Here is a 13,806-nt window from a genome sequence, read left to right as displayed (position 1 = left end):
ATTAGACAACCCACTCGATACAACTTGCTAATTTCATATATATTAAAGGAGAGAGAAAAAAATGATACAAGCCAATTTAATTTTTTTATTGTATAATTTATTCATCACTAAAGAGGGGTATACAAATATTTGAATGTAAGTTTGTGAAAATCGAATTACATTGGGGTTTTACCCGCGTAAAACCCGCTGAAGATTACCAAGAAATTATTCAAGAACATGCTAGAGACGGATGGAGGTTCGTGCAGATTTTCACCCCTCCAATTGGCGGTTCCGGCCACCCTGAATATTTGGAGCTCATATTCGAAAAGAAAATATCACTATAATACAAAAGAGCAAGCTTCTCAGCTTGCTCTTTACTTATGACGACGGTTCTTTCCGCCAATTGGAATTGGTTTCGCTAAATATTTAATTCGTTCCATAATACGGGCTGCTTTCATTTCTTCGGCTTCACCGCGTTGTGTATACGTTAAATGATGTTCCAACTCCTTGAAATCAAAGTTAGACGTAAAGAACGTCGGTAAGTTTTCTAACATACGGAATTGTAAGATTGCACCAAGCACATCATCACGTACAAAACTCGACATTGCCTCCGCTCCAATATCATCTAACATTAACACTTGTACACGTTTAACCGCATCAATCTTTTCCCCAATCGAATTATCTTGAATCGAACTTTTAATTTCACGTAAAAATTCAGGGAAGTATACGAGCATCGAACTTATTTTTTTTCGAGCAAGCTCATTCGCAATTGCTCCTAAAAGATACGTTTTCCCCACACCAAATTTACCGTACAGATATAAACCTTGTACTTTTTTACCCGGTTCATATGTGCTTAAAAATTCATTCGCTGCACCGATTGCATCGATACGTGCATCTAAATCTGAAGGGTCTAGGTTTTCCATAGTTGCCTGTAAAATATCAGTTGGCATATATACACTTTGAACAAGCTTTTCATATTTCTTCCGCTCATCATATGCTACTTTTCTAACGCAGCGATCGTATTGAATATCAATCATCTTACCTTGGATAACAAGCTTTGGCTCATATCCTTGCAGCATGTTTTTACATGACCCTAAATCTGGACAATCAGCGCACCCTACACTTTGCCCAATATATTCATATAACTTCACAAGACTTCGTTCAATCATCGAAGTCGTTACTTCACCTTTATGTTCGTCTATAAATTCTTTCACACGCGGATGTGCCATCACTTCTGCCTTTAAGACTTCATATCTATTCTTAAAGTTTTCATTCTCCATTAATTTCGCAAACGAATTTTGAATATGCTCCATTTCCTCACCTCAAAGAGCGTTCATTCTCTTCTATTAATCACGCTTATATTTTTTCAACACTTCTTCTAATCGTTTTCGTTCATCTTCTAACGTACTTGCATTTTTTCCCACACTCACGTCATTTTTCACAGTTTCTTTCGCTTGTTCTTTCGGCTCTTCTTTCAGCCAATCAGGTACCATTTCTTTACGCACCGTTTTCTTGGTCGTACGGCCTTTCTTCTTCGTCTCAGCCCACTCTTGATATTGACGATTCTCTTCTTTTGCTAGCGCCATTGCTTCGCCTACTGTACCAACCTTTTTTCGCGCCCAATGCCCAGCAATCTTCTCAACATACGTTTTAGCAAGCTTCATATCTGAGCGTAGCATAACGTAATAAATAAGTACATTCACAACCCCTGGCGTTAATTTTTGGTTTATCATTACATCCTCGACAATTTGCAAGTCCGCCTTCGTCGCCTCTGCACCGCCCGAAATCTCCTTCAATAGTTGTTTTGGCGAGATTTCCTCTAACTGCTTCATTAGCATCTCTTCTTGCGTAGATGGCTCTTTCTCTTTCATTGTACGAGCAGCATGAGGTTGCACCCTTTCACTTAATACAGGTAATGCTTGACCATTTTCGAATTGATACCAATCGCGTGCTCCCTTTCGAAGCCTTTCAATATCAATTGTTTGCATCTCTGTCACTGCGCCAAGAACGATATTTTGCATCGACAACACATCCACACCGTACACATAAGAGAGTGTAATGACACATTCTCGCACTTGATCTGTAATCGCCTTTTTAGGAACAAGCGCTGATAATCCTTCTACAAATAAAGAGAAATCAAAGAAATCATTCCAAACTTTCGGAGCATCCCCATTCTCATTACTTGGCATAGTTGTCGTTTTCGGGATACGAAGTTCTTCTTGCGCATACTCAAACTGACCTGGGTTAAATGAATCAAATACATCATTGAAGGAGCGCGTAACATTTTCATAAGAAGCAAAATCGAATTCTTCTTCTAAGAAATATTGCTTTACTTGGTTGTATTTTGTCCGACTCAATCGATTGTATAAAAAGATACTTAAAACAATATCATCAAAAAACTGCTTCGGAGATAAAGGTGGTTGCAATTCATATATAAACATTCGAATATCTTTTTCTTTCTTAATATATACATTTAAAAGCCCAATCGCCTCTAACTTTACTCGTTCCCCATATATTTCAGGAAGTTGCATTTGCATGGTCACCATAAGGGAGTGATGTGTATTCTCTTTTCCAAACACACGATCTTGCTCTAACTCTCCCCATAGCGTCATGTATAAGCTAAAAGCTCTACTACCTACTAACGGCTGATACAACATCGTTAACACTTTCCTGTCGTAATTATGTAGCAACCCTTTCGCACTTACTTTATAACGATCAATCGGCAATAGCTCCATCCATGACTGTTTTTCCATTCTTGCTTCCCTTTCTCTCATCCAATCTAACCTATATTTCATTCGTTCTATCTTCATTATATAATTTCTTAGCGAAAAAGAGCTATTAGCTTCCGCTTCTAGCTCTCTTATCTCGTTTACTTACAGTATATAAAGAGAATGGATTACACCTTCTACTCTCTCTCTTTTTGCAGTATATCTTTTAATTCTTCAATAAATACATTTAAATCTTTAAATTGACGATATACAGAAGCAAAACGTACGTAAGCAACATCATCGATATCGCGAAGTTCTTCCATAACAATTTCACCAATCATATCACTTTTCACTTCTGATATACCTAAGTTACGAAGTTCACGCTCTACACTTTGCGTTACTTCCTCTAACTGCCTTAAAGATACAGGTCTTTTTTCACACGCTTTAATTAAACCGCGTAAAATCTTCTCTTTATTAAACTCTTCTCGTGTTCCTTCTTTTTTAACAACGATAAGAGGTGATTCTTCTACCCTTTCAAATGTCGTAAAGCGACTTAAACAACTCTCACACTCTCTCCTTCTTCGAATAGAGCGCCCCTCGTCTACCGGACGCGAATCTAACACTCTTGTGCCATTATGAAAACAGGATGGACAACGCAATTCATTCACTCCTTTACAATATACTCTTTATTTTTTACGATTCATCTACACGTGAAAATATATATACAATATTATATAACTCATTCTTCTACACTGACCACTCTAAGTTAATACATATCATGATCTTATTTTATATAAACTAAAAAAGAGGTGCATTATACACCTCTTTACATTTTAAATCAATTATGTTCTTTTTTAAAGAGCTTTTGTTTCTCTCTGCTTAATTTCGAAGCTACCAGTGCCTCGAGGAAGCTCGATGCTCTCACGCGTTTTCGCGTTTAAACCTTCTGCAATATATTCTGCAGCAACATTTGGATCAATACGATCCCCACAAGTATAAACATCAATACTTGCGTAACCGTGCTCCGGAAAGCTATGAATTGTTAAATGTGATTCCGAAATAATTACTACTCCACTTACACCTTGTGGTGCAAATTTATGAAAAGCAACCTCACGTACTTCAGCACCAGCTCTTAGTGCTGCATCCACAAATAATTGTTCAATATACGGCATGTCATTAAGCTTGTCGAAATCGCAATCCCAAAGTTCAGCGATCACGTGACGACCCATCGTATCCATAGTATCCATTCTACAGTTCCCCCTTGTAAATTTAATCTAACTGTTCGAATTGAAAACTAATTTGCAATTTGGCTTGCTCCACTACCACGGGGGAAAGTTAGTCCAGAGAGGTCCTAACCCTTTAAGTAGTGACTACGTACCTCAGCTCTTAAGTTTACGAGTGTTAGTATACTTTGTTTATTTTCATTTTGCAACAACAGTTTTTTCGATTTTCTGTCATATTTTCCTCTTTACTTTTCCCTAAAAAAAATAAACCATTCACAAATGCAGTAATCACAATGGTTTTTGGTATGTCCACTTTTTGAAAATATACTCATATAATTTTTTCCCTTTTCAGAAAAAAATAAAAAAGAAGGCAAATATTTACTTGCCCTCCCTTTATTTCACTTAAATGTGTTGAACATTTTCTTGTTTCGCTAATTCATTAACAACTAACGTTACAAGATCTACAACACGACGAGAGTAGCCCCACTCGTTATCATACCAAGCAAGCACTTTCACTTTACGATCACCCATTACCATTGTAGATAAACCATCAATAATAGCTGAGTGTGTATTTGTATTAAAGTCGATAGACACTAAAGGCTCTTCGCTGAATTCTACAATTCCTTTTAATGCACCGTTTGCAACAGTTTTGAACGCTTCATTAATATCTTCAACTGTCACATCACGTTTTACGTCTACTACTAGGTCAACTAGAGACACGTTTGGTGTTGGTACACGAAGTGCCATACCATGAAGTTTTCCGTTTAAGTGTGGAAGAACTTTTGCTAGCGCTTTCGCAGCACCCGTCGTTGTCGGAATGATAGACTGTCCGCAAGCACGTGCTCTTCTTAAATCTTTATGTGGATTATCAATATTTTTTTGGTCATTTGTATAAGCATGAACAGTTGTCATTAAACCGTTTTCAATTCCGAACTGCTCATCTAACACCTTTACAACAGGCGCTAAACAGTTTGTTGTACAAGATGCATTTGAAATAACAGTATGTTTTGTAATATCTAATTGGTCATCGTTCACACCAACTACAATTGTTACATCTTCATTTTTACCAGGCGCTGTTAAAATAACTTTTTTCGCTCCAGCCTCAACATGAAGAATTGCTTTTTCTTTCGAATTAAATTTACCAGTTGCTTCAATTACAACTTCAACACCTAGATCTTTCCAAGGCAATTCCTTTGGATCGCGGTTGTTTAAAAGGCGAATCATTTTCCCATCAACTAGTAGGTGATCTTCAAATGCTTCTACTGTTCCGTCAAACTTGCCATGAACTGTATCATATTTAATTAAATGTGCTAACGTTTCGGATGGATAGCTTGCATTGATTGCTACAATTTCGAATGCGCTTTCTTTTATTGCTTGACGAAATACCATTCTCCCAATACGTCCAAATCCATTAATTGCCACACGAGTCATAATATGTTATCCCCCTTGAATGCGTTATACTATTTATCTCCAATCCCAATAATAGTATAGCACAAAAAGGAGATATGTCACTAAGCATTTTCATTAATTTCACAATTTTTTAATCAATAATGTTCCATTCTTTCAAAATAGCAGCTAATTGTGTTTTCGTTTCAACAATTGTGCCATCATTATAAATTACTTCATCCGCCATCTTTACCTTTTCTTCTAGTGGCATTTGAGATTGAATACGTGCCGTTGCTTCTTTTTCTGAAAAATCATTCCGTTTCATTAAACGTTCTAATTGCGTATTCGGCGTAACCGCTACAACTAATACTCGATCAACGAGATTTGTTAATTTACTTTCAAACAAAAGAGGGATATCTAACACAACCGCTTGCATACCTTCTTTTATGTACATCTCCTTTTGTTCATTCATTTCTTCACGCACCGCAGGATGAACAATTTTGTTTAACTGCAATCGTTTTTCTTCATTATAAAAAACAACACTTCCAAGCTTCGGTCGATCAAGTTCTCCATCTTTTTGTAACACTTCTGTTCCAAAAACTTCTACAATTTTGTTATATGCTGGTTTTCCACGTTCTACAACTTCTCGCGCAATAATATCGGCATCAATAACTGGTATATGTATTTCTCGAAACATTTGTGATACTGTACTTTTCCCACTCGCAATGCCTCCTGTTAATCCAACTACAACTGTCATAATAATCCTCCTCATAATAATAGGCGCGAAACTAATGTTCCACGCCCATACTTACATTTTCCAAATTCCAATAATAATGAGTAAAACCCCAGGCAGGAATGTAAATTTTTGTAACCATTTCATATTCGATAAAATCGTACCGAGCTTCATTCCAATAAATAAAAATAAAGAACTCATAACCGCAACTATCGTCGCCATCATCGCAGGTGCATACCCTAATAAAGATGCACCAATTCCAGCACCAAACGAATCCACAGAAAGAGCAATACCGAGAAGTAGCGCTTCTCCTGCAGAGATGATTCCTGATTTATCAAAATCCGCAACAGTCGGTTTTCGCAAAATTTGAACGACTAACCCTAGCGAAGCAATTTCTAACTTCCAAACTTTCTCTTCTTGCTTCGGTTCTTCTTTTTTATCGCCCCGAAAAAACTGATATAACACCCAAATACCTATTCCAATAAGAACAAGCCCACCGATACGCGTTGCGATAACAGGTGAAAATATTTTCGCGATCATATGTCCAATTCCCATGGAAACGAGCATTACAGCTGCTGAACAGATCCCGATAATTATAATGGATCTTAGCGGAATTCTTACGCTTCTTAACCCATATGTCAGCCCTACACTACAGCTATCTAAGCTTAATGTAAAAGCTAATAAAATAAGAGATAAATAAAGGTACATCGGTAAGCTCCTCCCTTATACATAGCTCTGCTGTATGTATATGACAAATGCCTATCCGATGTTATCTCTTTTCTATATTCTAGGCTGGCAAATTGGGCAGTAATGCGTTCCTCTTCCACCAACCACTGTTTTTTCTAATATCGTGCCACAAGTTACACACGGTTCTCCTTTTTTTCCATAAACATTCAGAAGCTCTTGGAACGAACCGATTTGACCTTGCGAATTAATATACGTTCTAATTGTACTTCCCCCGCGTTTAACAGCTTCTCCTAATGTCGTAACAGTCGCTTCATAAATTCTTTCTATTTCATCTTCTGTTAAAGATGCCGCTTCTCGCTCTGGATGAATTTTAGAACGGAACAACACTTCATCTACATATATGTTTCCAAGCCCCACCAAAAGACGCTGATCTAATAATACAACTTTTATTTTACGATTTGTCTTTTGTAGTCTTTCCCTTAAGTACTGCGGTGTCAATTCAGCATCAAATGGTTCTGGCCCTAAATCTGCAAGAGGCATTTGAGCAAATTCTTCACCTTTCTTAAAGAGATGCATCGTACCAAACTTCCTCACATCTTTATAATGCAATTCAGTTCCATCTGTAAATAAGAAACGCACGTGTGTATGTTTATCGATTGGCTCATCCTCTTGATGAAGTAAAAACTTACCTTCCATACGCAAATGTGAAACAATTACATAATTCGTTACATATAGAAGTAAAAACTTACCTCTTCGCTTTATATTTTCAATCGTCTCGCCTCTCAGCATTTCTTTAAAGATTTCTGCATCGTCCGGTCGTTTCACTATTTTTGGATAAGTGACAATTACATCTTCAATTACTTTTCCCGTTACAAGATTTTCAAGTGTCCGTCTAACGTTTTCAACCTCTGGTAATTCAGGCATTTTATCCCTTCCTTATTTCGCGTCGTACCAAGTTGGGCCGTAAGAATAATCAACTTTTAATGGAACTGCCAATTCAATTGCATGCTCCATTACTTCCGGTACAAGCTTCTCTAATTTTTCCACTTCTTCTTTTGGTGTTTCAAAGATCAATTCATCGTGCACTTGCAGAAGAAGACGCGCTTCTAATCCTTCTTCTTCTAAGCGATCCGCCATAATAATCATAGCCTTTTTAATAATATCCGCCGCACTACCTTGAATTGGTGTATTCATTGCAGTACGCTCTGCAAAGCTACGCAAATTAAAATTACGGCTCGTAATTTCTGGAATGTAACGACGACGATTTAATAGCGTTGAAACATATCCTTTTTGCTTCGCATCTTTTACAATGTCATCCATATATTCTTTTACGCCAGGGAAGCTTTCTAAATACTTTTCAATAAATTCTCCTGCCGCTTTTCGAGTAATCCCCAAGTTTTGCGAAAGTCCGTAATCACTAATACCGTACACAATACCAAAGTTTACAGCTTTTGCTTGTCGTCTCATATTAGATGTCACTTCATCTTTTCCAACGCCGAATACGTCCATAGCTGTTTTCGTATGAATATCCATATCATGTTTGAAGGCTTCAACTAATCCTGGATCATTTGCAATGTGAGCAAGCACACGAAGCTCAATTTGTGAATAATCGGCCGCATACATAACCCATCCTTCTTCTGATGGAACGAATGCCTGACGAATCTTTCTACCTTCTTCTAATCGAATCGGGATATTTTGTAAGTTCGGATCTGTTGAACTTAATCGCCCTGTTTGCGTTAACACTTGATTAAAACGAGTATGAATTTTAGATGAATCTTCATGTACAACTTTTAATAAACCTTCAATGTATGTTGAATTTAGTTTCCCTAATTGACGATAGTGTAAAATATTCGGAATGATTGCATGATGATCCATAAGCTTGTCTAGTACATCAGCAGACGTAGAATAACCTGTTTTCGTCTTTTTAATAACAGGTAAGTTTAAGTTCTCAAACAGGATAACTCCAAGCTGCTTCGGTGAATTAATATTAAACTCTGTTCCTGCAAGCTCATAAATCTCTTGTTCCATTTCCTTCAGTCTGCCAGCTAGCTCTTCTCCCATATTACGAAGACGCTCCGTATCAACTTTCACACCTTTTACTTCCATATCAGCTAATACTCGAGCAAGCGGTAATTCTAATTCGGTAAACAGTTCATATTGCTCGTTCTTTTCTAATTCTTCCTCGAATGTTTGCTTCACATCATATAATACATGTACTTTACGGGCAACATGCTCAGCTACTACCTCTTGTTCTGGAACAGCACGCTTCGCACCTTTACCGTATACTTCTTCATCAGACTTTACCGCATGTGTTTCTTTCATTTTTGCTACAGTACGAAAATCTTTATCTGTATCAGCTGGATCAAGTAAATAAGCAGCAATTAATAAATCAAAGTCAATCCCTTGAATATCTACACCTTTCCAGTTGAGAGCAACGATAGCACGCTTCGCATCAAATGTATGTTTCCTCATTTCTCCATTCGCTAGCCACTCTTTGAAAGCATCTGATTTAAGAGCGACGTCTGTCGGAATAAAGTAACAACCATTTTCATTTTGAATACCAAAACCCTGAATATCAGCTTTATGGTAATTATCTTCTTGCACTTCCACAATAATCGCGCTATCTTGCCCGAGCATTTCTTCTGTAACTTCTTCGGCAATATCAAATGAAATATCATCTAGTTCAGCAGGAGCTGTTTCTTCTGGCGTAACACCTAACTTATTTAAAAGAGATGTAAATCCTAAATTCTCGAACATCGGAATAACATCACTCGCTTCGTATCCTTTATACTCCATATCATCTACATGCACAGTAATTGGTGCATCCGTAATAATAGTCGCCAAATCTTTACTCATAAGAGCTTGTTCTTTATTTGCTTCTAACTTTTCTTTTAATTTCTTGCCACTTACTTGATCTAAGTTTTCATATACAGCTTCTACTGTTTCAAATTGTGTTAACAATTTAATTGCAGTTTTTTCACCAACACCTGGTACGCCAGGAATGTTATCTGATTGGTCTCCCATTAAACCTTTCATGTCAATAATTTGTTTTGGTGACAAGCTATATTTCTCAAATAAAGCTTCTTTCGTATATTCATCTACTTCCGTAATCCCTTTGCGAGGAATACATACGAGTGTATTATCTGAAACAAGTTGAAGTAAATCTTTATCTCCTGAAATAACTTTAACATGAAACCCTTGTTCACTTGCTTCTTTCGCTAACGTCCCCATAATGTCATCCGCTTCATAATTTTCTAACTCATAACGCGGAACATTAAATGCATCAAGTAGTTCACGAATAAACGGGAATTGCTCTGATAATTCAGGCGGAGTCTTTTGACGCCCTCCCTTATAATCACTATATGTTTTATGACGGAATGTTGTTTTTCCCGCATCAAACGCTACAAGCATATGCGTCGGTTTTTCTTCCTCTAATATTCTCATTAACATCATCGTAAAACCATAAATTGCGTTCGTATGTATACCCTTGTCGTTATTTAAAAGCGGTAGTGCAAAGAAAGCACGATACGCGATATTATTACCATCTACTAATACGACTTTTTTTTCCAAACTGCAAACCTCCCCATACAAATTTGAAACGATTTTTCCACAGAAAAAAACCGTTCCTTTCCTCCCTCTATATTAACATGACTAATAGAGAGAAGAAAAATAACGGTTTTTTCTATTATATATAAACAGACTTATATTGGCATAAAGGGAAGTGACGAGAATAGCGTAACTATTCTCGTCCAAAATTACTCCTTGGATGAAGGGGTTTTCATGTATTATATTAACAGAACTTTATTAATATTTAATTAAGCAATTGTTAATATATTGTAAACATCCTTCGCCCTATTTTACAGTTGCCGATTTTGGTAAAACAACTGTAAATGTTGTTCCTTCTCCAACCTCACTATCCACTGTAATCGTACCGTGATGCGCCTCAACTAAATGCTTTACAATCGACAAGCCAAGACCTGTACCACCAGTATTTCTACTTCTCGCTTTATCTACTCGATAAAAGCGTTCAAAAATACGAGGGATTTCTTCTTTACTAATACCGATTCCCGTATCCGATACTTTTATATAAGCATTATATTTATCTTCTGCTAATTCAACAGAAACAATGCCTCCTGCTGGCGTATATACGATTGCATTATTAATTAAATTAATAAAGATTTGTTTTAAGCGGCTAGGATCTCCAATAACAGAAACTCGTTTCAATACATTCACTTGTAAAGAGATTTCTTTTTCTCCCGCTTTATTATCAAGTACCATGTGAATGTCTTCAAGAAGCCCCTTCATATCAACCGTACCCATATTCAACTTAAATCCTTGTTGCTCGATCTTTGACAAATCTAATAAATCCTCAATTAATCCTTGCATGCGTTCACTTTCTTTTAAAATAATATGTAAGAAATGTTCACAAAATCTTTTGTTATCCATCGCTCCATCCAAGAGCGTTTCTGAAAAACCTTTAATAGAAGTAATCGGTGTCTTCAATTCATGAGAAACATTCGCTAAAAAGTCTTTTCTCATTTGTTCTAATTTCTTTAGCTCAGTAATGTCATGGAATACGAGAACAATTCCTTTCCATTCATGGTTCGTTCCAATAATTGGAGCTCCATATACTTCGAAATGCTTTCGCTCAATGCCAAGCGGCAATAACATTTGTTTACGCACTTTCACTTCCGTCATAAAAATTTCTTCCACAAGTTCAATAATTTCCGTATGGTGAAACGATTCATAATATAAACGATTTAAATATTCTTCATCAGTTACGTGGAAAGTTTCCTTATAAGAACGGTTTACAAGGTTTATATATCCACGGCTATCAATTAAAATCATTCCGCTTCCCATATTTTCAATTAATGTGTGCAAACGATCTTGTTGCATTTCTTGTTCGAGTGTCATCTCTTGTAAATTACGAGCTAAAATATTAACCGCTTTACTCAGCATTCCAGTTTCATCTGAACGACTTTCATATGCACGCGCTTTATAATTCCCCTTCGCTAATTCAATCGCAACTTTCGTAACCGATTCAATCGGCCTAATATATTGCCCTGTAATTTTCATACCAAGGAATACAACTACGAGACAAGCGATGACAAATCCGATAATTAATAATCCCCACGTTTTTTGGTGAATGTCCCTCAAAGGTTCAATCGTACTTTTCACCAAAATATATCCTTGTTTCCCTGCTACATCCTGAACGAACACCGCATGATAAAATGCATTCTTTTGATCTGTTTCTTTCGTAATGACTTTATTTCTTTGGTTTGCTGTTTCGGAAGAAAGTTCTTTAATCATCTCTTGACTAAATGCAGATTGTTGTCCACTGCTATATTGAACCTTCTTTTTTTCATCAACAAATAGAATAGAAGCTGGTATTTGTTCTTCTAACTTTTCAAATACATACGGCTTTTTTAAAACAGCATCAAACCCTTGCTCCTCTGCTAATAACGCAACATACTGCGTCTCTTTTACCATTCTCTCTTTAGCATGATCTATATAGTAATTTTCAAATACAGTTTCTAATAACACACCTAGTCCAACTAAAATAAAAACAATGAGAGAAACAAATGTAAAAAGAAGCCTGGAGCGAAATTTATTCATCCCCTTTTGGCTCCTCTAATTTATAACCTAAACCACGTATCGTTTTAATGTACGTCGGTTTTTTCGTATTCTGTTCAATTTTATCGCGCAAATGGCTAATATGGACATCAACAATCCTTGTATCACCGGCAAAATCATAATTCCATACAGCACTTAATAATTGATCACGAGTTAATACACGACTTTTATTTTTCGCAAGATAAACAAGCAGCTCAAATTCTTTCGGCGTTAACTCCAGCTTTCTCCCTTGGAAGTACGCTTCATAAAACTCAGGTAAAATTTTCAGTTCTGCAATCATGATGCTATCTTCATCTGGCGCTTCTGAAACTTGTTCTTCCTGTTGTAATTTCGTACGACGCAAAATCGCCTTCACACGCGCAACAACTTCCCTTGGACTAAATGGCTTCGTCATATAATCATCAGCCCCAAGTTCAAGACCTAGCACCTTATCAAATTCATCATCTTTTGCTGTTAACATTAGAATCGGCGTCATAACACGCTGCAATCGTAATTCTTTACACACTTCCATACCATCCATTTTCGGAAGCATTAAATCTAATATAATTAAATCTGGGCGTTCTGTAGTCGCTTTTTGAAGCGCCATTTCTCCATCCATCGCTGTTATAACTTCAAACCCAGCTTGTTGTAAATTAAATTCAATTAAAGTTAAGATAAACTCCTCATCATCAACTACTAAAATACGATTGTTCATTCTCTTCCTCCAAGTTATAGACTTGAAACCTTCTTCATCCTAGTATTTTCCCCGTTATTCTCATCATACTAGAAAACAGGTTCCCCCTCAATAAAATTGTCTATTCATGGAGCTCGGTTATAATAAAATCGTTCTGAAAAATCGAAATACTTACAATTTCACTTTAGTGATCCAGTTGTTGTCCAAACCTTATAAATCATCCTATCTTTTTTATAACTCACTTCTGTACAAACTATAAAATCTTGATTTTGCGCTAGGAAAAACGAAATAGCATATGCTATTTTATAATCTGGTGTTTCATATCCATCAAATACTCTCCCATACATTTCATTCGCGATCGAATCTGCCCATACTTCAGCTTCTCTCATCGTTTCAAAGATCGTGTCTTCACTTTTCCATCTCATTCCTCTAAAAACCACCCCTTCATTTGACTTCCATTATTTAATAATGCAATAATTAAATATAAAATTACTATATACAAATTTAAAAGAAATGTGGTTTTATTATGCGACTCGTACTACCTATTTTATCTTTAGTGGTAACATGTATTCTTACTTTTAACATCTCAAACTGGGATACAATTAAAACTAACTGCTCAGATTTCGCCCAAGGATTCGTAGATGGATTCTTCAACTAAAAATAGCGCTAGCATCTCTTTAATACAGGGATGCTAGCGCTATTCATATTTTCATGTTTTAAAAATTATCTAATGCTTTTTCCATAATAGAGACAGATTTAAAAGACCAACTATGAAATGTCAAG

General features: G+C 36.5%; 13 protein-coding genes. 1 reads left to right on the top strand and 12 read right to left on the bottom strand.

All coding sequences use genetic code 11. The features are described from left to right. Positions 1 to 125: 125 nt before the first annotated feature. Positions 126 to 323: a DUF4177 domain-containing protein gene (locus tag VK90_RS11540; protein WP_048372892.1), complete on the top strand. Its 198-nt coding sequence runs from the start codon at positions 126 to 128 to the stop codon at positions 321 to 323. Between the two features lie 30 nt (positions 324 to 353). Here VK90_RS11540 and dnaI read toward each other — a convergent pair whose 3' ends face one another. The 12 genes from dnaI to VK90_RS11480 all read right to left on the bottom strand — a co-directional run bounded on the left by dnaI (position 354) and on the right by VK90_RS11480 (position 13,448). Further along, positions 354 to 1,292: a primosomal protein DnaI gene (gene dnaI, locus VK90_RS11535; protein WP_048372891.1), complete on the bottom strand. Its 939-nt coding sequence runs from the start codon at positions 1,290 to 1,292 to the stop codon at positions 354 to 356. A 33-nt stretch (positions 1,293 to 1,325) separates the two neighbouring features. Continuing rightward, positions 1,326 to 2,732 (bottom strand): replication initiation and membrane attachment family protein, encoded by a 1,407-nt coding sequence (locus VK90_RS11530; protein WP_048372890.1) that lies wholly within the window; start codon positions 2,730 to 2,732, stop codon positions 1,326 to 1,328. 152 nt (positions 2,733 to 2,884) lie between these two features. Continuing rightward, a complete protein-coding gene (gene nrdR, locus VK90_RS11525) occupies positions 2,885 to 3,346 on the bottom strand; it encodes a transcriptional regulator NrdR (protein WP_001203686.1) in 462 nt (153 codons plus the stop codon). A gap of 195 nt (positions 3,347 to 3,541) precedes the next feature. Then, positions 3,542 to 3,925 carry an adenosylmethionine decarboxylase gene (gene speD / locus VK90_RS11520; protein WP_002003660.1) on the bottom strand — a complete coding sequence of 128 codons (384 nt, stop codon included), beginning with the start codon at positions 3,923 to 3,925 and terminating at the stop codon, positions 3,542 to 3,544. A 387-nt stretch (positions 3,926 to 4,312) separates the two neighbouring features. Then, a complete protein-coding gene (locus VK90_RS11515; RefSeq protein ID WP_002173705.1) occupies positions 4,313 to 5,341 on the bottom strand; it encodes a glyceraldehyde-3-phosphate dehydrogenase in 1,029 nt (342 codons plus the stop codon). A gap of 109 nt (positions 5,342 to 5,450) precedes the next feature. Next, complete coding sequence (coaE, locus tag VK90_RS11510) at positions 5,451 to 6,053, bottom strand: dephospho-CoA kinase (RefSeq protein ID WP_048372889.1); 603 nt, start codon at positions 6,051 to 6,053, stop codon at positions 5,451 to 5,453. Positions 6,054 to 6,104: 51 nt separating this feature from the next. Further along, entirely contained in the window at positions 6,105 to 6,737 is a 633-nt protein-coding gene (ytaF, locus tag VK90_RS11505; protein ID WP_048372888.1) for a sporulation membrane protein YtaF, read from the bottom strand. Positions 6,738 to 6,809: 72 nt separating this feature from the next. After that, a complete protein-coding gene (mutM, locus tag VK90_RS11500; RefSeq protein WP_048372887.1) occupies positions 6,810 to 7,640 on the bottom strand; it encodes a DNA-formamidopyrimidine glycosylase in 831 nt (276 codons plus the stop codon). A 12-nt stretch (positions 7,641 to 7,652) separates the two neighbouring features. After that, a complete protein-coding gene (polA, locus tag VK90_RS11495) occupies positions 7,653 to 10,286 on the bottom strand; it encodes a DNA polymerase I (RefSeq protein ID WP_048372883.1) in 2,634 nt (877 codons plus the stop codon). 282 nt (positions 10,287 to 10,568) lie between these two features. Further along, positions 10,569 to 12,332: a sensory box histidine kinase PhoR gene (gene phoR / locus VK90_RS11490; RefSeq protein ID WP_048372881.1), complete on the bottom strand. Its 1,764-nt coding sequence runs from the start codon at positions 12,330 to 12,332 to the stop codon at positions 10,569 to 10,571. After that, complete coding sequence (gene phoP / locus VK90_RS11485) at positions 12,325 to 13,044, bottom strand: two-component system response regulator PhoP (protein ID WP_048372879.1); 720 nt, start codon at positions 13,042 to 13,044, stop codon at positions 12,325 to 12,327. The genes phoR and phoP overlap by 8 nt, the downstream gene beginning before the upstream one ends. Positions 13,045 to 13,202: 158 nt before the next feature. Continuing rightward, positions 13,203 to 13,448, bottom strand: coding sequence for a hypothetical protein (locus tag VK90_RS11480; RefSeq protein WP_048372878.1), 246 nt, complete (start codon positions 13,446 to 13,448; stop codon positions 13,203 to 13,205). Between the last annotated feature and the right edge of the window lie 358 nt (positions 13,449 to 13,806).

Origin of the sequence: Bacillus sp. LK2 (genome assembly GCF_001043575.1) — a bacterium.
Taxonomy (GTDB): domain Bacteria; phylum Bacillota; class Bacilli; order Bacillales; family Bacillaceae_G; genus Bacillus_A; species Bacillus_A paramycoides.
This window is presented reverse-complemented; position numbering and strand designations above follow the sequence as displayed.

What these genes read in the sequence shown, in the direction of transcription:
- dnaI (WP_048372891.1), bottom strand. Translation starts at nt 1,292, where the DNA reads ATGGAGCATATTCAAAATTCGTTTGCGAAATTAATGGAGAATGAAAAC.
- VK90_RS11530 (WP_048372890.1), bottom strand. Translation starts at nt 2,732, where the DNA reads ATGGAAAAACAGTCATGGATGGAGCTATTGCCGATTGATCGTTATAAA.
- speD (WP_002003660.1), bottom strand. Translation starts at nt 3,925, where the DNA reads ATGGATACGATGGGTCGTCACGTGATCGCTGAACTTTGGGATTGCGAT.
- VK90_RS11515 (WP_002173705.1), bottom strand. Translation starts at nt 5,341, where the DNA reads ATGACTCGTGTGGCAATTAATGGATTTGGACGTATTGGGAGAATGGTA.
- coaE (WP_048372889.1), bottom strand. Translation starts at nt 6,053, where the DNA reads ATGACAGTTGTAGTTGGATTAACAGGAGGCATTGCGAGTGGGAAAAGT.
- ytaF (WP_048372888.1), bottom strand. Translation starts at nt 6,737, where the DNA reads ATGTACCTTTATTTATCTCTTATTTTATTAGCTTTTACATTAAGCTTA.
- mutM (WP_048372887.1), bottom strand. Translation starts at nt 7,640, where the DNA reads ATGCCTGAATTACCAGAGGTTGAAAACGTTAGACGGACACTTGAAAAT.
- phoR (WP_048372881.1), bottom strand. Translation starts at nt 12,332, where the DNA reads ATGAATAAATTTCGCTCCAGGCTTCTTTTTACATTTGTTTCTCTCATT.
- phoP (WP_048372879.1), bottom strand. Translation starts at nt 13,044, where the DNA reads ATGAACAATCGTATTTTAGTAGTTGATGATGAGGAGTTTATCTTAACT.
- VK90_RS11480 (WP_048372878.1), bottom strand. Translation starts at nt 13,448, where the DNA reads ATGAGATGGAAAAGTGAAGACACGATCTTTGAAACGATGAGAGAAGCT.